26 protein-coding genes are annotated in these 20,735 nt (G+C 39.9%); 14 read left to right on the top strand and 12 right to left on the bottom strand.

The genetic code is table 11. The features are described 5' to 3' along the window. Positions 1-118 precede the first annotated feature (118 nt). On the top strand, positions 119-433 hold the full coding sequence (locus CKV81_RS01275; protein WP_095069640.1) for a DUF4286 family protein: 315 nt from the start codon (positions 119-121) through the stop codon (positions 431-433). Here CKV81_RS01275 and CKV81_RS01270 read toward each other — a convergent pair. After that, a complete protein-coding gene (locus tag CKV81_RS01270; protein ID WP_095069637.1) occupies positions 430-1,464 on the bottom strand; it encodes an acyl-CoA reductase in 1,035 nt (344 codons plus the stop codon). The two genes, CKV81_RS01275 and CKV81_RS01270, sit on opposite strands and share 4 nt — an antisense overlap. A gap of 63 nt (positions 1,465-1,527) precedes the next feature. Here CKV81_RS01270 and CKV81_RS01265 point away from each other — a divergent pair, with 63 nt between their 5' ends. The 5 genes from CKV81_RS01265 to CKV81_RS01245 all read left to right on the top strand — a co-directional run bounded on the left by CKV81_RS01265 (position 1,528) and on the right by CKV81_RS01245 (position 6,649). Beyond that, positions 1,528-1,878, top strand: coding sequence for a 4Fe-4S binding protein (locus CKV81_RS01265; protein ID WP_095069635.1), 351 nt, complete (start codon positions 1,528-1,530; stop codon positions 1,876-1,878). Between the two features lie 95 nt (positions 1,879-1,973). Next, the gene (gene serC, locus CKV81_RS01260) at positions 1,974-3,035 is read left to right on the top strand and encodes a 3-phosphoserine/phosphohydroxythreonine transaminase (RefSeq protein ID WP_095069632.1); all 1,062 of its coding nucleotides are present in this window, start codon (positions 1,974-1,976) and stop codon (positions 3,033-3,035) included. A gap of 19 nt (positions 3,036-3,054) precedes the next feature. Further along, entirely contained in the window at positions 3,055-4,017 is a 963-nt protein-coding gene (locus CKV81_RS01255) for a D-2-hydroxyacid dehydrogenase (RefSeq protein WP_095069630.1), read from the top strand. Between the two features lie 3 nt (positions 4,018-4,020). Next, positions 4,021-5,262, top strand: a complete 1,242-nt coding sequence (locus CKV81_RS01250; protein WP_095069628.1) for a DUF1015 domain-containing protein — start codon at positions 4,021-4,023, stop codon at positions 5,260-5,262. A 31-nt stretch (positions 5,263-5,293) separates the two neighbouring features. Beyond that, the gene (locus tag CKV81_RS01245) at positions 5,294-6,649 is read left to right on the top strand and encodes a M20/M25/M40 family metallo-hydrolase (RefSeq protein ID WP_185116905.1); all 1,356 of its coding nucleotides are present in this window, start codon (positions 5,294-5,296) and stop codon (positions 6,647-6,649) included. A gap of 67 nt (positions 6,650-6,716) precedes the next feature. On the opposite strand, the gene CKV81_RS01240 is transcribed toward CKV81_RS01245, so the two are convergent. From CKV81_RS01240 to CKV81_RS01230, 3 genes are all read right to left on the bottom strand, one after another. Then, positions 6,717-7,721 carry a peptidylprolyl isomerase gene (locus CKV81_RS01240; RefSeq protein WP_095069626.1) on the bottom strand — a complete coding sequence of 335 codons (1,005 nt, stop codon included), beginning with the start codon at positions 7,719-7,721 and terminating at the stop codon, positions 6,717-6,719. A 79-nt stretch (positions 7,722-7,800) separates the two neighbouring features. Continuing rightward, positions 7,801-8,307 (bottom strand): FKBP-type peptidyl-prolyl cis-trans isomerase, encoded by a 507-nt coding sequence (locus CKV81_RS01235; protein WP_095074120.1) that lies wholly within the window; start codon positions 8,305-8,307, stop codon positions 7,801-7,803. 92 nt (positions 8,308-8,399) lie between these two features. Further along, positions 8,400-9,473 carry a branched-chain amino acid aminotransferase gene (locus CKV81_RS01230; protein ID WP_095069624.1) on the bottom strand — a complete coding sequence of 358 codons (1,074 nt, stop codon included), beginning with the start codon at positions 9,471-9,473 and terminating at the stop codon, positions 8,400-8,402. A gap of 83 nt (positions 9,474-9,556) precedes the next feature. Between CKV81_RS01230 and mnmD the strand changes: the two genes are divergently transcribed. Both mnmD and CKV81_RS01220 read left to right on the top strand, forming a co-directional pair. After that, entirely contained in the window at positions 9,557-10,240 is a 684-nt protein-coding gene (gene mnmD / locus CKV81_RS01225; protein WP_095069622.1) for a tRNA (5-methylaminomethyl-2-thiouridine)(34)-methyltransferase MnmD, read from the top strand. Then, the gene (locus tag CKV81_RS01220; protein ID WP_095069620.1) at positions 10,237-10,650 is read left to right on the top strand and encodes an NUDIX domain-containing protein; all 414 of its coding nucleotides are present in this window, start codon (positions 10,237-10,239) and stop codon (positions 10,648-10,650) included. Before mnmD ends, CKV81_RS01220 begins: the two co-directional genes overlap by 4 nt. Here CKV81_RS01220 and CKV81_RS01215 read toward each other — a convergent pair. Then, complete coding sequence (locus CKV81_RS01215) at positions 10,647-11,351, bottom strand: DUF4294 domain-containing protein (RefSeq protein WP_095069618.1); 705 nt, start codon at positions 11,349-11,351, stop codon at positions 10,647-10,649. The genes CKV81_RS01220 and CKV81_RS01215 overlap by 4 nt on opposite strands. A gap of 53 nt (positions 11,352-11,404) precedes the next feature. On the opposite strand from CKV81_RS01215, the gene CKV81_RS01210 reads away from it, so the two are divergent. From CKV81_RS01210 to CKV81_RS01200, 3 genes are all read left to right on the top strand, one after another. Then, the gene (locus CKV81_RS01210; protein WP_095069616.1) at positions 11,405-12,481 is read left to right on the top strand and encodes a M42 family metallopeptidase; all 1,077 of its coding nucleotides are present in this window, start codon (positions 11,405-11,407) and stop codon (positions 12,479-12,481) included. A 19-nt stretch (positions 12,482-12,500) separates the two neighbouring features. Then, positions 12,501-13,151 carry a ribulose-phosphate 3-epimerase gene (rpe, locus tag CKV81_RS01205; RefSeq protein ID WP_095069614.1) on the top strand — a complete coding sequence of 217 codons (651 nt, stop codon included), beginning with the start codon at positions 12,501-12,503 and terminating at the stop codon, positions 13,149-13,151. 143 nt (positions 13,152-13,294) lie between these two features. After that, positions 13,295-13,555, top strand: a complete 261-nt coding sequence (locus CKV81_RS01200; RefSeq protein WP_095069612.1) for a hypothetical protein — start codon at positions 13,295-13,297, stop codon at positions 13,553-13,555. A gap of 3 nt (positions 13,556-13,558) precedes the next feature. On the opposite strand, the gene CKV81_RS01195 is transcribed toward CKV81_RS01200, so the two are convergent. The 4 genes from CKV81_RS01195 to rpsA all read right to left on the bottom strand — a co-directional run bounded on the left by CKV81_RS01195 (position 13,559) and on the right by rpsA (position 16,473). Further along, the gene (locus CKV81_RS01195; RefSeq protein WP_095069610.1) at positions 13,559-14,074 is read right to left on the bottom strand and encodes a hypothetical protein; all 516 of its coding nucleotides are present in this window, start codon (positions 14,072-14,074) and stop codon (positions 13,559-13,561) included. A gap of 1 nt (position 14,075) precedes the next feature. Beyond that, positions 14,076-14,441 carry a type II toxin-antitoxin system VapC family toxin gene (locus CKV81_RS01190; RefSeq protein ID WP_095069608.1) on the bottom strand — a complete coding sequence of 122 codons (366 nt, stop codon included), beginning with the start codon at positions 14,439-14,441 and terminating at the stop codon, positions 14,076-14,078. Beyond that, positions 14,431-14,598 (bottom strand): hypothetical protein, encoded by a 168-nt coding sequence (locus CKV81_RS13260; RefSeq protein WP_157727337.1) that lies wholly within the window; start codon positions 14,596-14,598, stop codon positions 14,431-14,433. The genes CKV81_RS01190 and CKV81_RS13260 overlap by 11 nt, the downstream gene beginning before the upstream one ends. Positions 14,599-14,694: 96 nt before the next feature. After that, positions 14,695-16,473: a 30S ribosomal protein S1 gene (gene rpsA, locus CKV81_RS01185; RefSeq protein ID WP_095069606.1), complete on the bottom strand. Its 1,779-nt coding sequence runs from the start codon at positions 16,471-16,473 to the stop codon at positions 14,695-14,697. Between the two features lie 238 nt (positions 16,474-16,711). On the opposite strand from rpsA, the gene CKV81_RS01180 reads away from it, so the two are divergent. From CKV81_RS01180 to CKV81_RS01170, 3 genes are read left to right on the top strand one after another with little or no spacing between them, the layout of a single operon-like run. Beyond that, positions 16,712-17,065: a MerR family transcriptional regulator gene (locus CKV81_RS01180; RefSeq protein ID WP_095069604.1), complete on the top strand. Its 354-nt coding sequence runs from the start codon at positions 16,712-16,714 to the stop codon at positions 17,063-17,065. Beyond that, positions 17,062-17,301 (top strand): hypothetical protein, encoded by a 240-nt coding sequence (locus CKV81_RS01175; protein WP_095069602.1) that lies wholly within the window; start codon positions 17,062-17,064, stop codon positions 17,299-17,301. Before CKV81_RS01180 ends, CKV81_RS01175 begins: the two co-directional genes overlap by 4 nt. Before the next feature lie 56 nt (positions 17,302-17,357). Beyond that, positions 17,358-18,701, top strand: a complete 1,344-nt coding sequence (locus CKV81_RS01170) for a helix-hairpin-helix domain-containing protein (protein WP_095069600.1) — start codon at positions 17,358-17,360, stop codon at positions 18,699-18,701. A 38-nt stretch (positions 18,702-18,739) separates the two neighbouring features. Here CKV81_RS01170 and rluF read toward each other — a convergent pair whose 3' ends face one another. The 3 genes from rluF to truB are packed head-to-tail and all read right to left on the bottom strand — an operon-like array spanning position 18,740 to position 20,730. Further along, a complete protein-coding gene (gene rluF, locus CKV81_RS01165; RefSeq protein WP_095069598.1) occupies positions 18,740-19,462 on the bottom strand; it encodes a 23S rRNA pseudouridine(2604) synthase RluF in 723 nt (240 codons plus the stop codon). A gap of 9 nt (positions 19,463-19,471) precedes the next feature. Continuing rightward, entirely contained in the window at positions 19,472-20,035 is a 564-nt protein-coding gene (locus CKV81_RS01160) for a hypothetical protein (RefSeq protein ID WP_095069596.1), read from the bottom strand. Then, positions 20,032-20,730 (bottom strand): tRNA pseudouridine(55) synthase TruB, encoded by a 699-nt coding sequence (truB, locus tag CKV81_RS01155; protein WP_095069594.1) that lies wholly within the window; start codon positions 20,728-20,730, stop codon positions 20,032-20,034. The genes CKV81_RS01160 and truB overlap by 4 nt, the downstream gene beginning before the upstream one ends. Positions 20,731-20,735: the final 5 nt, after the last annotated feature.

Raw genomic sequence — 20,735 nt, 5'->3', positions numbered from 1 at the left:
GTTTGAAAACCCTTCATTCTTTTCTTTTCGTTCTAATAATAATAACGTGCTAATTTACGAAAAAAATACCGATTTTTGCGGTGTTATTTATCCACAATCAACATAATTTCCGATAAAAATGAGCATACTTAGCCTTACTTTTCATACAACAGAAAGCGCCCTGAAAGAATGGGAAAATTATACACAGAATGAACTGCAGCTGCTGATAGAAAATCTGATGGATGTTGAGAAATATATCCTTTCTGAGGTGCATACCGATATGATCACCGAAGGCAAGAACACCAATCTCCTCCTGGTATTCAATGACGAGGAAATGCGCAGCCAGTTTCTGGAAAACGAACTGGTGAATATTACAGAGAGAATCGAAGCAAAATTCGCAGATTCGGTGATGATTTTCAGCACGTTTCTGAATCCGCTGAAAAGCAGATTTTAGATAACTTCCAAAAACTTCATCGTATCGACATTGTCAGCATAAGTGTCCAGGCCTGGATTTTGGGCTTCGCCAAAGTTTTCACTATCTAAACCTACTTCCGGCTTTGCAACCACGCACTGGATATCTTTTTCGTTTTCGGCGAGATATGATTTTATTTCCGCAATATCCTTATAGCGGGAAAAATTAATCACCGAAAGCGGACTGAAAAGCTTGTCATCTTCCTTCAGCATTACAAAATTATTGTCCCAGAAGTTTTCCTGGTTCAGCAGGTAGATTGCCTTGTTGTAATCGTAATTATTGGCATAGGAATTATGGTTGATGATGTCGCCAAACTCAATGAAATTTTCAAACAGTCGGTCGAGTTTGAAATCTTCCGGAATGAAAAGCCGTGTCACGTTCCGGCATCCCAACCCAAAATAGCGGAAGATATCTTCTGCCAAAAGTTTAAGTTCCTCATCAGTTTCATCACCCTTTAAAACTGCAACTGACGTTCTGTTTTTACGGATGATGCTGAGATGATTTCTGAAATAATATTCCAGATAGCGGGCAGTATTATTGGAACCTGTAGCGATCACTGCATCGAAATTTTCCAATTTTTCTACCAGTTCATAGCTGATATTTTGACCTGAAAATTCTTGCCATTTCTGAAGTAAAAAAGGCAGAATTCTTTTGTCTTTGGAAGAAAGTTTTATCATCGGAATATTCCCGCTCAGAACCACAGAGATGACATCGTGAAAGCCGACCATCGGGATATTGCCGGCCAGGATTAAACCAACTTTCTTTGGAGTTTTTGATATCTCGTATTCAGAAAGCCAGCTCTTGATACCGTTTTCAGTAAGCAACTCCGCCCACTGATTCAGCGCAAACCGAAGGCTGTCCTGTGTGAACCATGAATTTTCGACTTGAGATTTTTTCAGCAATGCATTGAAACCCTCTTCATCTCTATTAAAATCCTCCGGGTTTTTATTCAAAAAATTCGTAATGTATTCAGCCAGTTTTACAAGTCCTGAAATCTGTTTTTCCGTATTCATGTATGTTCAATATTGGGAGATTTTCACTAAATTTGCGCAAATTTAAACAAATAAAAATCAGCAATGGCGATTAAAATAACAGATGAATGTATCAATTGCGGAGCTTGCGAGCCCGAGTGTCCAAACAACGCAATCTATGAAGGTGCTGTGGACTGGAAAGCTTCTGACGGAACCGCTCTGAAAGGAATGGTAACGCTGAAATCCGGACTGACCGTGGATGCTGACGCGCCACAGGAACCCGTGAGCGATGATGTGTATTTCATTGTTACTGATAAATGTACCGAATGTAAAGGCTTCCATGAGGAACCGCAGTGTGCCGCAGTTTGTCCTGTAGACTGCTGCGTGCCGGATGAAGACCATGTAGAATCGGAAGAAAGTTTGCTGGCTAAAAAAGCCTTTCTTCACAATGAATAAAAAATTCAATGCCTCTTTTGTGAGGCATTTTTTTCACCAGTTCAGGCCTTTAATCACTTAAAAAAAACAGGAAAATCCTAACAAAAAACTTAAATATGAAAAAACATAATTTCAGCGCCGGGCCGTGTATTCTTCCGCAGGAAGTTTTTCAGAAATCTGCAGAAGCCATTCTGGATTTTAACGGCATCGGACTTTCACTGCTCGAAATTTCTCACCGCAGCAAAGATTTTGTCCCTGTGATGGACGAAGCAAGAGCAATCGTAAAAAGGCTGATGAAACTGGGCGACGAATATGAAGTTCTCTTTCTTGGCGGTGGTGCCAGTCTTCAGTTTGCTATGGTTCCACTGAATCTTATGAAATCGGAAAACGGTAAAGCGGCATATCTTGACACCGGAACGTGGGCTGCGGGAGCGATCAAAGAAGCTAAAAAACTGGGAACTGTAGATATTGTGAGTTCTTCCAAGGAAGATCAATACTCTTATATTCCGAAAGATTATAAAGTGGGATCAGATTACGATTATTTCCACTGTACATCCAACAATACCATCTACGGAACTCAAATGCATGAGTTTCCTGAAGTGGATACAGTTATGGTTTGCGATATGTCTTCAGATATTTTCAGCAACGCCAGGGATTATTCTAAATTTGACTTAATGTACGCCGGTGCACAGAAAAACATGGGGCCTGCAGGTGTTACCGTAGTTGTGGTGAAAAAGGAAATTTTAGGAAAAACCGGCCGCGATATCTTTTCAATGTTAGATTATCAGAAACATATTGAAAAAGAATCGATGTACAACACACCGCCAGTATTCCCGGTGTACGCAACGTTGCTGACCCTGCAGCATCTGGAAAACAATGGTGGAATTGAAGCTGCTGAACAAAGGAATATTGCGAAAGCCAAACTGATCTATGATGAAATTGACAGAAACCCACTGTTCGTGGGATTTGCCAAAAAAGAGGACCGTTCCTTTATGAATGTTTCTTTCAAAATACTGGATGAAAATAAAAAGGAAGCGTTTGATAATGCATGGAAAGCTGCCGGCATCAGCGGACTGAACGGACACAGAAGCCTGGGCGGTTACAGAGCCAGCCTTTACAACGCTTTAAATATTGAAAGCGTGCAGGTCCTGGTGGATGTAATGAAATCGATTTCGTAATATAAGTCAAAAAAACCAAATGAAAGTTTTAGCAAACGACGGTATTTCAAAAGCTGGTGAAATTGCACTGAAAGAAGCTGGCATCGAGCTTCTGGAACATAAAGTTGCCCAGGAGCATCTTGAGAATTTCATTAATGAAAATCAGGTAGATGTTCTTTTGGTACGGAGCGCCACGAAAGTCAGACAGCCATTAATTGATGCCTGTCCCTCACTAAAAATAATCGGCAGAGGTGGCGTTGGGATGGATAATATCGATGTGGAATATGCCCGTAACAAGGGAATTTACGTAATCAATACACCTTCAGCTTCATCGCGTTCTGTGGCAGAAATGGTTTTTGCACATTTCTTTTCGTTGGCCCGGTTTCTTCACGAATCGAACCGAATGATGCCGCTGGAGGGCGATACAAAGTTTGATTCACTGAAGAAATCCTACTCAAAAGCTGTGGAGCTGGAAGGCAAAACCTTAGGAGTCATTGGTTTTGGCGGCATTGGGAAAGAAGTTGTGAAGATTGGAATTTCTCTGGGAATGAAAATTAAAGTTTTAACCAGAAAGCCAAAAACTGAAACCATCTCTATTCATTTTTTTGACGGCCAAAATATAAATTTCGAGGTTACTTCCACAAACGATACGGAAGCCTTTTTGAAAGACCTTGATTTTTTAAGCATAAACACCCCCAAAACTGACGAATACATCATCGATTCGCCGCAATTTGAAATGATGAAAGAGGGTATTTTTATCGTAAATACCGCAAGAGGCGGCGTCATCAACGAAGTTGCCCTGATCAGTGCCATTGAGCAAGGAATAGTAAAAGGTGCTGCACTGGATGTGTTTGAAAATGAACCCAATCCTGAGTTGACGCTCCTGATGAACCCTCAGCTTTCACTTTCCCCACACCTTGGTGGAAATACGCTGGATGCACAGGAGAAAATAGGAACCGAGCTCGCAGCCCAAATTATTGAACTGAAAAAGAAACTAGATTGATCTATGCCTATATTTAAACCTTTTAGAGGTATAAGGCCAAGCGATGATTATGTTGATCGCTTTCCCACACACCCTATAGATAATTTTTCGCAGGAAGAAATCGCTAAGAAAGCTCAGGAGGATTCTTCATATATCCAAATGATCAAGCCTTACGTAGTAAGCAAATCCAAAGACCTTGACCGGAACCTGCGGAAAATAAGAACCAATTTTGAGGAACTTTTAGAAGAAAAAAAGCTGGTTCAGGATTCTTCTGCCTATTATCTTTACGAACAAATTTATCCTAACAAGTCTGTTTTCAGAGGGCTGTTAGGCCTAACTTCCGTTGAGGATTTCTGGAACGGCAAAATAAAACGGCACGAAAGCACCATCCCCCAAAAGAAGGAAAAACTAGCTTATTATCTTGAAAAAGTGAATCTGCAGGCGGAACCTGTGTTGCTGACCTACCCCGCAAATTCCAAAGTGGAACTTTTAATGAGCCATGAGGAAAAAAATGTTCCCATACTGAATTATGAAGACAGCAAAGGTATTAAACATAAAATCTGGCGCATTGATAACCGCCTGAAAATGCAGCAGCTGAAAGAGGTCCTGGACAATGTGGAAGCTTTCTACATCGCTGACGGACACCACAGAATTGGCTCCACTGCGCTTAATGCCAAGCATCAGAAAGAGAAAAACAAAAAACATACGGGAACTGAGCCTTATAATTTCGTGTTCAGCTTTATCGTTTCGAACCAGTCGATAAAAATTCATGACTACAACCGTGTTGTTCGTGATCTGAACGGGCTTTCGCCTCAGAAATTTTTAAAATCTCTGGAAAAATCCTTCAATATTCACGAAAAGAATGAAACACCCTACTACCCTTCTCAGAAATTTCATATTTCGATGTATCTGGAGGGTAAATTTTATTCGCTTCACGTAAAACACGAACTTCGTTCTGCGACTGTTTCGATGAATCACATTGATCACCATTTATTGGACAGTTTGGTTTTTAACGATATTTTGAACATTGAAGATACCGACAGCTCGGACAGAATTGATTATGTGAAAGGCAATTCGTCCGTTGAAGGAATCAAGAAAATCAAAGAAGTTGTAGACAGCGGAAAATTCGCGGCCGGCTTCGGAATTTTTCCGGTAAGCTTCAATGAAATGATCAAAATTTCTGACAACAAAATCAGTATGCCGCCCAAGTGTACCTACATCGAGCCAAAATTAGTTACGGCGCTGGTGATGTATGATATGAAATAAATTTTCTAATTTAGTGTTTATAAAAAAGACTATGAAGAAATTACTGATACTTCCGCTCTTTTTGGGCGGATTTTTATTTGCTCAGAGCCAGGCCGATTCGCTTCAGTTTAAAAAAATATCGGATCACATTTTGGTTAAAGGCGAAGCTTACAGAGATCTTACTGAACTTACAAAAGGCGTCGGCAACCGGCTGAGCGGTTCTGCAAACTATGATAAAGCAGTAAAATGGGCCGAGGCCAAACTAAGGGAAGCGGGGGCAGACAAAGTATGGCTCCAGGAAGTGATGGTTCCGGTTTGGGTACGCGGCAAAGAATCTCTGCATATAAAGACCGGCAACGGCGGCTGGAAATCTGTCAAAATGCTGTCTCTGGGAAATTCTGAAGGAACAGGTGGAAAAGATTTAACCGGGGAAATACTGATGGTAAATACCTTCGATGAGTTTAAAAAATTAAGCGAAAATCAGGTTAAAGGAAAGATTGTATTTTTCAATTTCGAATGGCGCCACGATTATGTAGAACCTTTTAAGGCTTATGGCGAAGCCGGAATCTACAGGCGCAATGCGGCTTCAGAAGTTGCTAAGAAAAGCGGCAAAGCAGCCATTATCCGTTCGCTTTCTTCAGCGTTTGATGATGAGCCGCACACCGGATCACTAAGATACGAAGATAATGTTGTCAAAGTTCCGGCAGCAGCTATCGGCAATCATTCTGCTGATGAGTTGGCGAAACTTTTAAAATCACAAAAAGTTACCGCAAAACTGAACTCTAACTGCGGAATGAAGGCAGACAAGCTTTCCTACTCTGTAATCGGCGAACTTACCGGTAAAAAAGACAACTCAGTAATCATCGCTGCCGGACATCTGGATTCCTGGGATGTGGGCGAAGGCGCTCACGATGACGGTTCTGGAATTGTGCAAAGTATAGAGGTTTTGCGAACTTTCAAAAGGTTGGGAATTCAGAACAATCATACCATCCGCGTCATTTGCTATGCGAACGAAGAAAACGGCGTGAAGGGCGGCTACAAATACCTGGAAGAAGTAAAGAAATCGGGTGAAAAACACCTTTTTGCCATAGAAAGTGATGCCGGCGGATTTTCACCAAGAGGCATTGCGATGGATATGCCTCAGGATAAAATCAATCAGATCAAAGCATGGTCGAACCTGTTTTTGCCGTACGGCATTTATGATTTTGAGAAAAGGCACAGCGGTGTAGATATAGGACCGCTAAAACAGATTGGCGTTCCTCTTGCGGGACTTTTCCCTGATCCGCAAAGGTATTTTGATATTCACCACACTCATGAGGATACACTGGATAAAGTCAACCGGCGTGAGCTTTTAATGGGCGCCATAGTGTTAACCCAATTGGTTTATATGATTGATAAAAATTGGTAAAAATTTATATTGAATAAAAAAAGACACATTGAGGTGATGTGTCTTTCTTCAGTTTTTATCTATATTATTACTTTACTTTTACAAGCTGCACGTCGAAGATCAACCATGCGTTTGGCGGAATAACACCTCCGGCACCTCTCGCTCCGTAACCCAAATCTGGTGGAATAAGGAATCTGGCTTCATCGCCTTCATTCAGCATCAGTAAACCTTCATCCCAACCTCTGATCACCATTCCGGCACCCACAGGAAATTCAATAGGCTCACCTCTTTTGAACGAATTGTCGAATTCGTTTCCGTTAGTCAGTCTTCCTGCATAATGTACAGAAACGGTATTTCCTCTCTCTGCTTTTTTACCCGTTCCTTTCTTGTTAATTTTATACATTAATCCTGACGGTGTGGTTTCCATTCCCGCTTTCAGTACATCCAGTTCTTTTTTAGCGGCTTCTTCCTGTTTTGCAGCGAAATTTTTATTGTTTTCCTGAATTTTGGCTTTTCCATCATTAAAGGTTTTAGCAGCATCATAACTCTTGTACTCATCGCCTTTACTGAAGATTGAAACTTTCTCTAAAACCACATCAGTTTTTGGTTTGTCCTGAGCGTTTTTTTCTACTTTGGCAATTTCATCAATGATGTTTTCACCACTTACCACTTTTCCGAAAATGGTGTGTTTTCCGTCTAACCAAGGTGTAGCCACCTGTGTGATGAAGAACTGTGAACCGTTGGTGTTTGGTCCTGAATTGGCCATGGAAAGAATTCCTTTCCCGGTGTGCTTCAGATCATTTTTTTCATCTTCGAATTTGTAACCCGGATCGCCCATTCCTGTACCCTGCGGATCACCACCCTGAATCATAAAATTCTCGATCACCCTGTGGAAAATCGTGCCGTCATAATACGGAACACCTTTTCCTTTCGCTTTATTGTCTATTTTACCTTCTGCAAGGCCAACGAAATTTGCTACAGTAACCGGCGATTTTTTATCCTCCAGCTTTACCAGCATATTCCCTTTCGAGGTTTGCAGATTTGCATACAGTCCGTCATTCAGACCTTCATAAATTTCTTTGTCTACGTTCATTTTTTTATATATTGGTGTACAACTTATCAGGGAGGCCATCCCTAACGTGATAAATAATCTGGATTTTAACGTCATATTTTCAGTGAGTTACGGTAAGTTTTATAATTAAAGGCATATCGTTCGGGATTTTATCATTATCGCCATAAGTTCCGTAAGCCAACAAAGAAGGCACCAATAGCGTCGCTTCTTCCCCCGGTTTCAGATATCGCAAAGCATCATCCACGGCTTTTAAATCTTCGAATTTACCTAAATAAACATCCTTTGCGGTTTTCGGTTCATCGTAAATCTTCACCCGGTCGAAATCATAAATTTCATATTGGTAAGACAGTCGCTCGCCATCCTTTCTTTTCAGGTTTTGCGAAAGATCTTTGTCGATCCAGTATCCTAAACCGTTCACATAATATTTTTTGTTCTGCTGAGCAATCCAGTCGGTAATCTGTTTTCTTTCCAGCTCGTACAGCGAACGGGACCGGTCTTTGGATACCTGCAAATCTTTCTGAGACAGCACACTGCCAACTGGCGGATGCACTGGCTGTTTGGTGCAAGAGAAGATTATGACCGGCAAAAACCAAAAAATTTTCTTCATAAAAACCTCTGCGAAAATACTGATTTTTATCGAAAGTTTAAAAATAAAAGCCGGGATCAATTCCCGGCAGATTTCGCTTATATCGTGTAATTTTATACAGTTTCCAGAATGTTTTTCTCAACCAAAACCCTCCATCCGAAAGGATCTTCAGCATTATTGGTTTGGATCGCGACCAAATCTCTTTGCAATGTCAGAGCATAGCTCTCTTCCGCAGAAAGTTTAGGCAGATCATATTTTTTGTCCTTGTAACCGATAGCTTCGAAAACACTGGTCACAACTGCGGTACCTACGCCCCAAACCTCTTTCAGTTCTCCGCGTTCGTGCGCTGCGATCACATCTTTCACTTTCACATCACCTACCACAACTTCGATTCCTCTCTTTTTTGCAAGCTGGATGAAGCTGTCTCTGGTCACGCCATCCAAAATTTTATCAGATGTTGCAGGCGTATAAATCGTATCGTTTATTCTTACGAAAACATTCATCGTACCGCTTTCCTCGAAATTTTCATGGGTGGCATCGTCAGTCCAGATGATCTGTTCATAGCCTTCCTCATTGGCCAGTTTTGTAGGGTAAAAAGACGCCGCATAATTTCCTGCAGCTTTTGCAAAACCAACACCACCGCTGGATGCTCTGGAGTAATAATCAGAAATTTTTACTGAAACCGGTGCTGAGTAATAACTCTTTGCAGGTGATGCTACAATCGCAAACATATATTTTGTGGAAATCCTTGCTTTAAGGGCTTCTTCAGTAGCAAAAATCAGCGGGCGAATGTACAGGGATTTTCCTTCGCCATGCGGCACCCAGTCTCTGTCGGCATCTATCAGCACTTTCAGTCCCTGCATAAAAGCTTCTTCCGGAACTTCCGGCATCGCAAGTCTGGTTGCAGATTTATTGATACGTTCAAAATTCTTTTCCGGTCTGAACAGAAAAACGTCTCCATTCTTATCTTTGTAAGCCTTCATCCCTTCAAAACAAGCCTGCCCATAGTTGAAAGCCATATTTGCAGGTGAAAAAGGAAGCGGTCCATATGGCATTAACTTAGGTTCGCCCCATTGGCCGTTTTCGTATTCACAAATGATCATGTGGTCAATAAAATGGTCACCAAATGAATAGTTTTCAGGATCAAAAGATCCAATTCTCGGATTGTCTGATTTTTGAATTATCATTTTTTGAAAATAATTTAATTTTAACAAGTATAATTTAATTTTATAAATGTAAAGATTTAATTTAAATTTGCCAAATATTTGTTATGAAAAGAAAGATTAAGACCACAAATGACGGTAGTAAGACCTTGTTTATCAATGAAATGAACGAAGGTTACCACTCCGGTCACGGTGCTTTGCAGGAAGCCGAACATGTATTTATCAAAAATGGACTAAATCTAGTCGATGATTACGAAATTAATATTTTAGAACTCGGTTTTGGCACAGGTCTGAATGTTTTAGTTACCATTAATGAATTTTTAAAAACTGATAAAAATCATATTTTTCACTATTTTACTCTTGAAAAATACCCCGTTTTATTAACAGAAGTTGAACAGCTCGACTACCCTTCGCTTTTTAGCAACAAAAAAATAACGGAAATTAACGAGAAAATTCACCATTCAGAATGGAATACACCCGTAGAGATTATTCCCAATTTCTATTTAACTAAATTTGAATGTGATTTCTATCAGCTTGAAAATCTCGAGATCCCACCAATAGATTTGGTTTACTACGACTGCTTCGGGGCACGCGTACAGCCAGACCTTTGGGAGAAGCCTTTATTTAAAATGGTTGCCGATAAGATGAAGACCAATGGATTGCTTACGACATATGCATCGAAAGGAAGCGTGAGAAGAAACCTTCAGGAGTTAGGTTTTGAGGTTGAAAAAAAAGCTGGTCCACCGGGAAAACGCGAAATGATCAACGCCAGAAAACTGCCGCAATTATGATAAACAGCTTCAATATCCGGGTTTACGCAGCGTGTATAAAAAATAAAAAATTATTCACTTTGTTTGAGGAATATGTTGGCGAAAAACTCATTAAGCTTCCGGGCGGCGGCCTTGAGTTTGGTGAAGGAACGGTTGAATGCCTGAAACGTGAATTTGCTGAGGAACTGAATCTCGAAATTGAAAACATTCAGCACCTTTACACGCAGGAAGATTTCATAATATCAAAATTCAAACAGAACCAGCAATTGCTGACGATTTATTACACTGCAGATATCAAGGACGAATCAGCCCTGAAAATTATGGATTCCACCATTGAAAATACAGAATGGATTTCCCTCGCCGAAGCAAATCCATTTAATTTGCCTGTAGACAGAATTGTTTTCGAAAAACTTAAAGCAACCTACCTTTAGTTTTTGTTTACTTTGAAATCGCGGTAGCCCGGATACGGGATCAGGTAGCCCACATTCCAGTTGCTTTGCAAGAGCGACTCCACAAATTCATCATCCCTGTATTTATAGGGGTTATATTCTTTTTTCAGTTCAATATCGGCTGCGTTGCCTTTTACATTCCACCAGAAAGCGCTCCAGCCGCCACGTAATTCCCTGATAATTTCATAGACTGTTTTGCCGGTAGCCCGGTACATCAATTTTGCAAAAACCTGTCCTTCGGTTGTGGTGAGGTCACGCAACTGAGCTTCATACCGGTCTGCAAGTTTTTGCTGGATTTCCCGGGAAAACTTTCTTTTTTCAGCACCTTCCATAGTGGCCAACTGGGCATTGAGATCACGGTATTGCTGCAATGCCGTCAAAAATAAAGGATAAACGCGGTTAAGCTTTTTATTAAGAAAGTAATAATAGTTCCGGTCCAGCTGATTATTAAAATGTGGCTTTTTTTGTAACACCAATTCATCCATCACCACTACTGTTTCACCGTTTATTTCATAGATTTTGGCTTGCTGCCTTTCGTCGTAGTAGTAGGTGTTTCCGAACTCGTCAGTCCGCAGTTCGTCTGCCGGAATTTGGCTAAAAGGTTTGGCTATCGTGTCAGTTTGTCCAAAAGCGTGAACGCCCAAGAACAAAAGGACGATATAGAATAATTTATATATTTTCATTACTTTTACTCACTAAAAATCGGACTTTAAACTAACAAAAAACGTTCCCTTTAATGAAATTTCAAAAAAAATCTTTACACTTTTTAGAAGAATATTTAAACGCCGCATCGCCAACAGGTTACGAGCGAAATGGGCAGGAAATCTGGATGAATTACCTGAAGCCTTATGTAGATAAGATTGAATTTGATCATTATGGAACGTGCTACGGCATCATCAATCCGGAAGCTGAATTTAAAGTTGTAATTGAGGCGCATGCCGACGAAATCTCGTGGTATGTTAATTATATTACTGATGACGGCCTGATCTACGTCATCAGAAACGGCGGTTCTGATCAGGCGATCGCACCGTCAAAAGTGGTACATATCCACGGAGAAAAAGGAACTGTAAAGGGTGTTTTCGGCTGGCCGGCCATTCATACCAGAAGCGCAAACCAGAACGAGCCTGTTCCAAAGATTGAAAATATTTTTATCGATTGTGGCGCAAAAACCAAAAAAGAAGTCGAGGAAATGGGAATTCACGTTGGCTGCATGATCACGTATCCTGATGAATTTTTTGAACTGAATGACCGCTATTTCGTATGTCGCGCACTCGATAACAGAATCGGTGGTTTTATGATTGCCGAAGTAGCAAAAATGCTGAAAGACAACAAAAACAAACTGCCTTTCGGCCTTTATATCGTGAATTCTGTTCAGGAAGAAGTTGGCCTTTATGGTGCTGATATGATTGCGGACACTATAAAACCAAACATCGCGATCATTACAGATGTTACGCACGACACCACAACTCCGATGATCGATAAGAAAAAAGAGGGCGAACAGAAGTGTGGCGACGGGCCAGTCGTTTTTTTTGCTCCGAGCGTTCATCACAATATCCGTGAAATTATTGTAGAAACTGCAAGATCTAAGAAAATTCCTTTTCAGAGAGCCGCTGCAAGCCGCGCCACTGGAACAGATACCGATGTATTTGCCCATTCCAATGGCGGTGTTCCGAGCGCGCTGATCTCGCTGCCACTGCGTTACATGCACACCACTGTTGAGATGGTAGAAAGAGAAGATGTTGCAAATGTCATCAAGCTGATTTATGAAACGCTCCTTCAGATCAAGCCAACAATGAATTTGAAATACCATTAAAAAATAAATTTAAAATAAAATGAAGAACAGGTTAATCGCTCCTTCCCTTTTGTCTGCGGATTTCGGGAATTTGCAGCGTGATATAGAAATGCTGAACAGGAGCCAGGCAGACTGGTTTCACGTGGATGTAATGGACGGAAGATTCGTGCCGAATATTTCTTTCGGATTTCCGGTAATGAAAACAGTTCGCGAGCACGCAAAAAAGTTTGTTGATGTGCACCTGATGATTGTGGAGCCGGAAAAATACGTGGAAGAATTCATTAATCAGGGAGCGGATCTGGTTTCCGTTCACTATGAAGCGTGTACGCATTTGCACAGGACAATTAATCTCATTCAGGATAAAGGCGCTAAAGCTGGTGTTGTTTTAAATCCTTCTACGCCGGTTCTGATGCTGGAAGACATCATTTCTGAAGTGGATTTGGTTTTGTTAATGAGCGTAAACCCTGGATTTGGCGGGCAAAAATTCATTGAGAATACTTACAAGAAGATTTCTGAAACGAAAGATTTGATTTTAAGCAATAATTCCACAGCTTTAATCCAAGTTGACGGCGGGGTGAATGTTGACAATTCGGCAAAACTTTTCGATGCGGGTGCCGATGTTCTGGTGGCCGGAAATGCGGTTTTCAGCAGTGAAAATCCTGAGAAGACCATTGAACTTTTAAAAATATAGAACAAGGCAGTGGAATCGACTGCCTTTTATTTTTTTTCCATTATACAGATTCTAATTGATTATTAAGTTATTAGACATAAAAATAATTCAAACACATCTTTTTGTTTTGAAATTTTATTTACCTTTATTTAAAATTAATAGAAATGGAAAAGTTTGTAGAATCCCTTTTCGGAACTAAAATCTTTGCTTCGCCATTCCTCGTTGGCGTTGTTCTGGGGCTTATTTGTAAAGTTGCTATTGGCGGCCAAACCGGGAATATCCTTTTGGTGGTGATGACAGCAGCTGGTGCGCTTGCAGGTTTTATTTTGCTTAAAGTTATCAGAAAGAGGATGTCATATTCTGATTTTGACGCGAAAGTGAGTGCGAGCCCGGATATAGATGAAGCGGTTAAAATTAAGGATTAAAATTCAGCTTTGCAAAGTTTCGATACATGCTTCACGTATCGTCCAAAATTCCTCTAAAGTGTAAGGGATTTCAGGATTGTTGCTTAAATAATCCTTTAAAAAATTGCGGTGATACTCCACTTTGAAATCAGTTATTTGATCGGGATTGATTTCTATTTCTTTTACTAAATCATTCCTGAAATCTTCCGCAGATGATTTATTTGTTGTAAAATCCTTTATTTCACCATTTATTCTAAGGTAATTGTGCGCTTCCGGCATTTCATTCAATCCGTATTTTTCTAGAACTGGAATCAGTTTTTTGTTGTAGGAACCTTTCATCTTAAAAATTCCTAACATCAGCTGCACATTTTCAATGCCGTTTTTATCCGCAAAATCTTTCAGGAAAGCGTGTTTGGTGCTGCATGTTCCACCATTGTCTTCTATGACGCAGTTGAGATTTGATTTATCTTGATTGCGCCTGTACGGCAGGTTTTGGATGAAGGTGCAGGCTTCGTGGAAAGTTTGAAAATTCTGCTCCATCTTAAACTTCAAGTAAAATTAAATCTAGTTCATTAATTTTCACAAAGCCTTTATCAGCTGTCACTAAAGGAATAGCATATACAATAGATGTTGCAGCTATTATAGAATCAGGAAGTTTTATTCCGTATTTCTTCTTTAGCTCTATTGTTTGATCCTTTAATTTTGAATTCCAATCAATATAAAAACAATCAGAAATGAGCTGCTTCAATTTTGTTTCTTCACTTTTAGAAATATTTTTAAAACCTAGTAATTCAATTTCGGAAATAAATGAAATTCCAAAATTGTAATCCATAAAACTTTCTACGATTTCATTTCCTTCGTGAATGTAAATGAGGATATTTGTATCAGCAATAAAATCAATCTTCATTTTCCCTTATAGAATTTTGATACTCAAGCCCATCCAAATTTCTTTTTAATTTACCAAAGTGTTTAGATAAATTACCTTTTTTTGGAGTTTTCTTAAGTTTTTCATTCAATATTTTTTTAAGATTTTTAGAATCTTTTTTATCAATTTTTACAGTCATTGTGTGGTGATTTGATATCCAAAACTACAAAATTAATTCCATAAAAAAACCGCCCTGCAAAACAGGACGGTTTAAATTTATTAAATTTCAGCCGGATTAGTTACCGCCTTCCATTTTCTTTTTAAGTTCTGCTAAAGCGTCGATATCACCAAGAGTGGTTTTCTCTTCACCTGAAGTTGCAGCTGGTTTTGCAGCAGCTTCTTTAGCATTTCTTCTTTCTTCGTCTCTGAAAGTACCTGTGTGAGACACTACTACTCTCTTGAACTCCTTGTTGAATTCGATTACTTTGAAATCAGCAGTTTCACCTTTCTTGATTTTGGAGCCGTCTTCTTTTTCCAACAATCTCGATGGGCAGAACGCTTCTACTTCAGCATCTTCAAACTGTACCTGTGCACCTTTGTCGAATACATCAGTTGCAGTTCCGTTGTGTACGGTGCCTTCAGCATATTTAGTTTCGAATTTATCCCAAGGGTTTTCCTGAAGTTGCTTGTGTCCTAGAGAAAGTCTTCTTGCAGCAGTATCCAGCTCAAGAACTACCACATCAAGTTTGTCGCCTACGTTGCAGAATTCGCTTGGATGCTTGATTTTTTTAGTCCAGGAAAGGTCAGAAATGTAGATCAGTCCGTCGATACCTTCTTCAAGTTCTACGAATACACCGAAGTTTGTGAAGTTTCTCACAGTACCTACGTGCTGAGAACCAACCGGATATTTAGCTTCGATATTTTCCCATGGATCTTTGCTCAATTGCTTGATACCAAGAGAGATTTTTCTGTCTTCTCTGTCTAAAGTCAATACTTCAGCTTCTACTTCATCACCTACTTTCACGAAGTCGCCTGCGCTTCTAAGGTGTGTAGACCAAGACATTTCAGAAACGTGGATCAAACCTTCTACACCTGGAGCAATTTCTACAAAAGCACCATAGTCCGCAAGAACTACCACTTTTCCTTTTACTTTATCACCAACTTTCAAGTCAGCAGAAAGTGCATCCCAAGGGTGAGGTTCAAGCTGCTTCATACCAAGCTGGATTCTTGTTTTCTCATCATCGAAATCAAGGATTACAACTTTTACAGTCTGCCCGTCTTCAAGAATTTCTGACGGATGGTTAACTCTGCTCCAAGAAAGGTCAGTAATGTGGATCAAACCGTCAACACCACCTAGGTCGATGAATACACCGTAAGAAGTAATGTTTTTCACTGTTCCTTCAAGAACCTGTCCTTTCTCCAATTGAGCGATGATTTCTTTTTTCTGTCCTTCGATGTCAGCTTCGATCAATGCTTTGTGAGATACTACAACGTTTTTGAACTCAGGGTTGATTTTCACAACTTTGAACTCCATTGTTTTACCTACGAACTGATCGTAATCTTTAATTGGCTTCACATCGATTTGTGAACCTGGCAAGAACGCTTCTATACCGTGTACATCTACGATCATACCACCTTTGGTTCTTGATTTTACAAAACCGTTTACGATTTCTCCGCTTTCGTGAAGTTCGTTTACTTTGTCCCAAGCCTTAAGTGTTCTGGCTTTTTTGTGGGAAAGTTGCAGTTGGCCGGTTTTGTCTTCTCTTCTGTCAACCATTACTTCAACCTCGTCACCTACCTGCAGGCCTTGGTTGTAACGGAATTCGTTCAGAGAAATCACACCTTCAGATTTGAAGTTGATGTCAACGATAGCTTCTTTGTCAGTAAGTCTTACAACTTTACCCACAAGAACATCATTGTCCTCAAGATCGCTCAAAGAACCTTTGTAGATTTCTTCAAGGTCACTTTTTTCTTTTCTGGCTTCAGCATCCAGTCCGGATTCGAAAGAATCCCAGTCAAACTGTTCAGGTGCTACGTTTTGGTTCATCAGAACCGCGTCTTTGTTTTCAGACATAAATTCTAAATTTGTATTCCTTCTTTCTAAAGTCTGTTGCTGTGGGTTTTAGAAATACGGAAGATGTTAGTTATGAATTGTTTACTTTCACAGACCTTGCCCACAAAAAAGTGGTGCAAAATTAATAAAAATTATTGATATATAATACTGTTACTCAAGATTTTCATTTAGCTTTAAGCAAAAGATTTTGAATTAAAGATTTACTTTAAGTTAAAGGGAAATTTTTATCTTTGCTTTAATGAAACTTGAATTACCTGATAAACTTTACTATTCCATCGGAGAAGTTGCTAAAGCTTTCGATGTAAACACCTCACTTTTAAGATATTGGGAACAGGAATTTCCGATCCTTCGTCCGAAGAAAAATAAGAAAGGAAACCGGTATTTTACGCCGGAAGACCTCAAGAATTTGAAAATCATCTATCATTTGGTTAAAGAAAAAGGTTATACTTTGGACGGAGCGCGCATCGCACTGACGACCAACTCAAAAATTTCAGAAACCGTTACCATGATCGACCGTCTGGAATTTGTAAAAGCTGAATTGCAGAAACTAAAGGATTCATTGACTGATAAACCTGAAAACGAACAACCATGAAAAATCTAATCCAAAATCCAATTTTCATAACATTTTTTGCCATATCCTTCGGAGTAAAATCTTCTAAAATTATCTCTGAATATTTTGACAGAGGCTTGAACTTTCCGGCTGACGTTGAAAGTTTTGCATACAGTTTAGGGGTTAACTTTGCCGACTTGCTGATTATTGTCGTAGCCATAAGTTATCTGAAACTTTTTATCGAAAGAGTTCTTCTGCGAAGAAAATCAATTTCATAAGAATATTGAATTTCATTTAAGTTTTTTGATTAATTTTAGTCAGAAAACTGAGAATAATGAAAAACAATCTCCCAAACCGGCTCCGACGCAGGCAGTATATCGCCCTAGCTTTGTTTGGAGTGACGATCGCTGCAACTCAATTTGCATTTTCCCTTTATAAGCAGAAACAAAAGCCGGAAATATCAGATGTTGAGTTTAAAACCAATTCGGCAACTCCCGATTTACCTATAATTCTTACTGAATTTAATCCCAATGACCTGGATCAAAGCCAATGGAAAAATCTTGGGTTTACGGACAGAGATGTTGCTACAATTCTGAAATACAAAAGAATTATAGGCGGCGAATTCAGATCGAAAGAACAGTTCAGAAAGTGTTATCCAATTGTTGACCGTTACAAAGAACTTGAGCCCTACATTCTTCTCCCGGAAACCGATTACGACGCCAAAAAAGGTAATTTTACTTATAAAACTTTTGAAAAGAAGAAACTTAATATTCCCGGCAAATTCAATCCGGACAATTTTTCTACAAACGATTGGGTTGCAATGGGATTTTCTGAGCGGCAGGCAGAGGCAATCCTGAAATACAAGAACTATCTGGGTGGAAGTTTTCAGAGTAAAGAGAAGCTGAAGGCCTGTTTCATGATTAGTGAAGAGCAGTTTGCGCAAATGTCGCCTTACGTTTTGCTACCGGAGAAAACCGATGAGCAGCCCAGGGTCTATGCTGGCAGTTTCAAGGAAAAACCCAAAATCAACTACACTTATTTCGATCCCAACCAACTGGATGAAGAAGGGTGGAAATCGCTGGGATTTTCCGAAAAGCAGATTGCCGGAATTTTAAATTACAAAATAAAAATTCTGCGCGGAAGCTTCCGGACTTTGGAAGATGTGCAGAAATGCTATATGATCACTCAGCGCTTCGAAGAGCTGAAACCGTGGATCAGATTTAATCCTGAAAATATTAAAGAACCTGAAAAAACAAGCTACGCAAAACCAGATGCAAAGCAGGAACATAAAACCGACTTCTCGAAAGTGGATCTGAATGAAATGACATTCAACCAGCTGCGAGAATTTGGTTTTAATGAAAAAACTTCCGGCGGATTTGTGGCATTTCGCAAGAGTTTGGGCGGTTTCGTAAATAAAAATCAGATTTATGAAGTGTACGGAATAGACCGAGATTTGGCAGAAAAACTGGTTGGTATGTCCCCATTAAATTCTGAGGGCGTAAAAAAATACACTTTGACTGATGCGCCCGAAAGTTGGTTGAAAACACATCCTTACTTCAAATATTCAGCTGATAAAATTATTTTCTACCGAATTTCTAATCCGGATGAAAAAAAGATTTGGAAATTCATCAAAACAAAACCGGAGTACGAAGCGAAAATGAGAATGTATCTGAAATAAGAGAGCGTTCTCAGGGCTTCGAGCCCCAAAAATGCTTTTCAGTCAATCGTCTTCGAAGAATCCTGCAGCAACTGATCCAAATCAGAAAACTCTTCCGGTGTCAGATCACGCCATTTTCCCACGGGTAAATCGAGGTGAATGTTCATAATCCGGATGCGTTTCAGCTTCTTTACTTCGTAGCCCAGATATTCGCACATCCTGCGGATTTGCCGGTTGAGGCCTTGCGTTAAAATAATCCTGAACGTCATCGTGTCCAGTTTTTCCACTTCGCATTTATTGGTTACGGTGTCTAAAATCGGGACGCCGCTGCGCATTTTTTCCAGGAATTTTGGCGTAATGGGCTTATCGACGCGGACGATATATTCCTTTTCGTGGTTGTTTCTGGCGCGCAGGATTTTATTCACAATATCGCCGTCGGACGTCAGCAAAATAAGTCCTTCGCTGGGTTTATCAAGTCTTCCGATGGGAAAGATCCTTTTAGGATGGTTGATGTAATCAACGATATTGTTTTTTTCACGTTTCGTATCGGTGGTGCAGACAATTCCAATTGGTTTATTGAACGCGATATAAACATGTTCTTCCCCGCTTTTGCGGATGGAAATGCCATCCACGCAAATTTCATCTTCATCAGAAACCTTGGTTCCCAACTCGGGAATTTTTCCGTTGATGGTGATTCTTCCTTCTTCCAGAAGTTTATCTGCGGCTCTGCGCGAACAGTATCCGACTTCCGAAAGATATTTATTAATGCGGGTTTTCTCCATTCTGCAAGTTTACAAATTTTTGTTGCTGAAAACTGTAATTCCGTAAGAAAATCCTAAAAACCATACCGCATCATCTGCCACCTGAACATCCAGATTCAGTTGAAATTTCTGTGCTGTTCTTTCCCTTGCCAGTTCATAGAAACCGCCACCAACACCTATAAAGCCGTTATTGCTCAATCCCTGAGTCGTGTTGATTTGCTTTCCGAAATTTAATGTGATAAAATTAAATTCTTTATCCTTGGGATTTGAAACAAAGAAATAGGGCTGAAAAGTCCAGTAAATATTATGATATTTTGGTGAAATATAGCTGTATCGCAAACCTGTGCCCAAAGCAAACCAATTCAACGGTTGATAGCCGATCTGTCCTGTAAAACCATAAGTAAAATACGTCGGAAACTGGTCTTTTGCAGAATAATAATCATTGGGATCTTGCGGTTTTCTAAGTATGGAGCCGAGATCCAGACCAATATCAGTTTGCAAAGTTCCAAAGAATCCCAGCTTTAAATTTTCTTTTTCCTGCGAGAAAGCAAAAACGCCCATTAACAAAGACCAAACCGATAAAATTTTTCTCATAAACCACTAAATCTGTAATCGTTTTCCAAAAATTCTGATGAGGCATTTTCTACAGAATACGCTCCGATTTTCGTTCTTCTCAAATTCGTGAGGTACGCTCCCACTCCCAATTCCTGACCGATATCGTTCGCCAAACTCCGGATGTAGGTGCCTTTCGAGCATCCAACCGTAAATCTTACGAAAGGTAATTCAATTTCAATATCCTTTATATAAAAAACCTTGGTTTTCCGCGGTTTCATTTCCACTTCTTCGCCTTTTCTTGCTAAATCATAAGCGCGGTTTCCATCAATCTTTATAGCTGAAAAAACAGGCGGTTTCTGTTCTATTTCGCCAACAAAAGTTTTTAAGGTTTCGTGAATGAATTCTTCGGTAATATGGGAAAAATCTGCGTGAAGAATTTCCGGTTTTTCGGTGTCGTAGGATTCAGTTTGTACGCCGATCTTTATTTCGGTAAGATATTCTTTCGGTGCATCCTGTATTTCCGGAATTTTCTTGGTGAATTTTCCGGTGCAGACGATCAGTAAACCTGTCGCTCTTGGATCCAGCGTTCCGGCGTGACCGATTTTGAATTTTTTGGGCAGGTTAAATTCTCTTTTGAGTTTGTATTTGAGTTTGTTTACCGCCTGAAAGGAGGTCCAGTCTAATGGCTTGTCTACCAAAAGAGTCTGCCCTTCTAAAAAATCTGTTTCGGTCATTGGTT

This window comes from Chryseobacterium taklimakanense, assembly GCF_900187185.1.
Taxonomy (GTDB): domain Bacteria; phylum Bacteroidota; class Bacteroidia; order Flavobacteriales; family Weeksellaceae; genus Planobacterium; species Planobacterium taklimakanense.
The sequence above is the reverse complement of the archived record's forward strand: the minus strand, read 5'-3'. Positions and strand labels throughout refer to the sequence as shown.

Bases quoted from the DNA above. Each gene is read 5' to 3' on its own strand.
- CKV81_RS01170 (WP_095069600.1), top strand. From the start codon at position 17,358: ATGAAAAACAATCTCCCAAACCGGCTCCGACGCAGGCAGTATATCGCC.
- CKV81_RS01195 (WP_095069610.1), bottom strand. From the start codon at position 14,074: ATGGAGCAGAATTTTCAAACTTTCCACGAAGCCTGCACCTTCATCCAA.
- serC (WP_095069632.1), top strand. From the start codon at position 1,974: ATGAAAAAACATAATTTCAGCGCCGGGCCGTGTATTCTTCCGCAGGAA.
- truB (WP_095069594.1), bottom strand. From the start codon at position 20,730: ATGACCGAAACAGATTTTTTAGAAGGGCAGACTCTTTTGGTAGACAAG.
- CKV81_RS01210 (WP_095069616.1), top strand. From the start codon at position 11,405: ATGAAATTTCAAAAAAAATCTTTACACTTTTTAGAAGAATATTTAAAC.
- rluF (WP_095069598.1), bottom strand. From the start codon at position 19,462: ATGGAGAAAACCCGCATTAATAAATATCTTTCGGAAGTCGGATACTGT.
- rpe (WP_095069614.1), top strand. From the start codon at position 12,501: ATGAAGAACAGGTTAATCGCTCCTTCCCTTTTGTCTGCGGATTTCGGG.
- mnmD (WP_095069622.1), top strand. From the start codon at position 9,557: ATGAAAAGAAAGATTAAGACCACAAATGACGGTAGTAAGACCTTGTTT.
- CKV81_RS01230 (WP_095069624.1), bottom strand. From the start codon at position 9,473: ATGATAATTCAAAAATCAGACAATCCGAGAATTGGATCTTTTGATCCT.
- CKV81_RS01250 (WP_095069628.1), top strand. From the start codon at position 4,021: ATGCCTATATTTAAACCTTTTAGAGGTATAAGGCCAAGCGATGATTAT.
- CKV81_RS01270 (WP_095069637.1), bottom strand. From the start codon at position 1,464: ATGAATACGGAAAAACAGATTTCAGGACTTGTAAAACTGGCTGAATAC.
- CKV81_RS01235 (WP_095074120.1), bottom strand. From the start codon at position 8,307: ATGAAGAAAATTTTTTGGTTTTTGCCGGTCATAATCTTCTCTTGCACC.
- CKV81_RS01265 (WP_095069635.1), top strand. From the start codon at position 1,528: ATGGCGATTAAAATAACAGATGAATGTATCAATTGCGGAGCTTGCGAG.
- CKV81_RS01245 (WP_185116905.1), top strand. From the start codon at position 5,294: ATGAAGAAATTACTGATACTTCCGCTCTTTTTGGGCGGATTTTTATTT.
- CKV81_RS01215 (WP_095069618.1), bottom strand. From the start codon at position 11,351: ATGAAAATATATAAATTATTCTATATCGTCCTTTTGTTCTTGGGCGTT.
- CKV81_RS13260 (WP_157727337.1), bottom strand. From the start codon at position 14,598: ATGACTGTAAAAATTGATAAAAAAGATTCTAAAAATCTTAAAAAAATA.
- CKV81_RS01160 (WP_095069596.1), bottom strand. From the start codon at position 20,035: ATGAGAAAAATTTTATCGGTTTGGTCTTTGTTAATGGGCGTTTTTGCT.
- CKV81_RS01190 (WP_095069608.1), bottom strand. From the start codon at position 14,441: ATGAAGATTGATTTTATTGCTGATACAAATATCCTCATTTACATTCAC.
- CKV81_RS01180 (WP_095069604.1), top strand. From the start codon at position 16,712: ATGAAACTTGAATTACCTGATAAACTTTACTATTCCATCGGAGAAGTT.
- rpsA (WP_095069606.1), bottom strand. From the start codon at position 16,473: ATGTCTGAAAACAAAGACGCGGTTCTGATGAACCAAAACGTAGCACCT.
- CKV81_RS01255 (WP_095069630.1), top strand. From the start codon at position 3,055: ATGAAAGTTTTAGCAAACGACGGTATTTCAAAAGCTGGTGAAATTGCA.
- CKV81_RS01220 (WP_095069620.1), top strand. From the start codon at position 10,237: ATGATAAACAGCTTCAATATCCGGGTTTACGCAGCGTGTATAAAAAAT.
- CKV81_RS01240 (WP_095069626.1), bottom strand. From the start codon at position 7,721: ATGAACGTAGACAAAGAAATTTATGAAGGTCTGAATGACGGACTGTAT.
- CKV81_RS01200 (WP_095069612.1), top strand. From the start codon at position 13,295: ATGGAAAAGTTTGTAGAATCCCTTTTCGGAACTAAAATCTTTGCTTCG.
- CKV81_RS01175 (WP_095069602.1), top strand. From the start codon at position 17,062: ATGAAAAATCTAATCCAAAATCCAATTTTCATAACATTTTTTGCCATA.
- CKV81_RS01275 (WP_095069640.1), top strand. From the start codon at position 119: ATGAGCATACTTAGCCTTACTTTTCATACAACAGAAAGCGCCCTGAAA.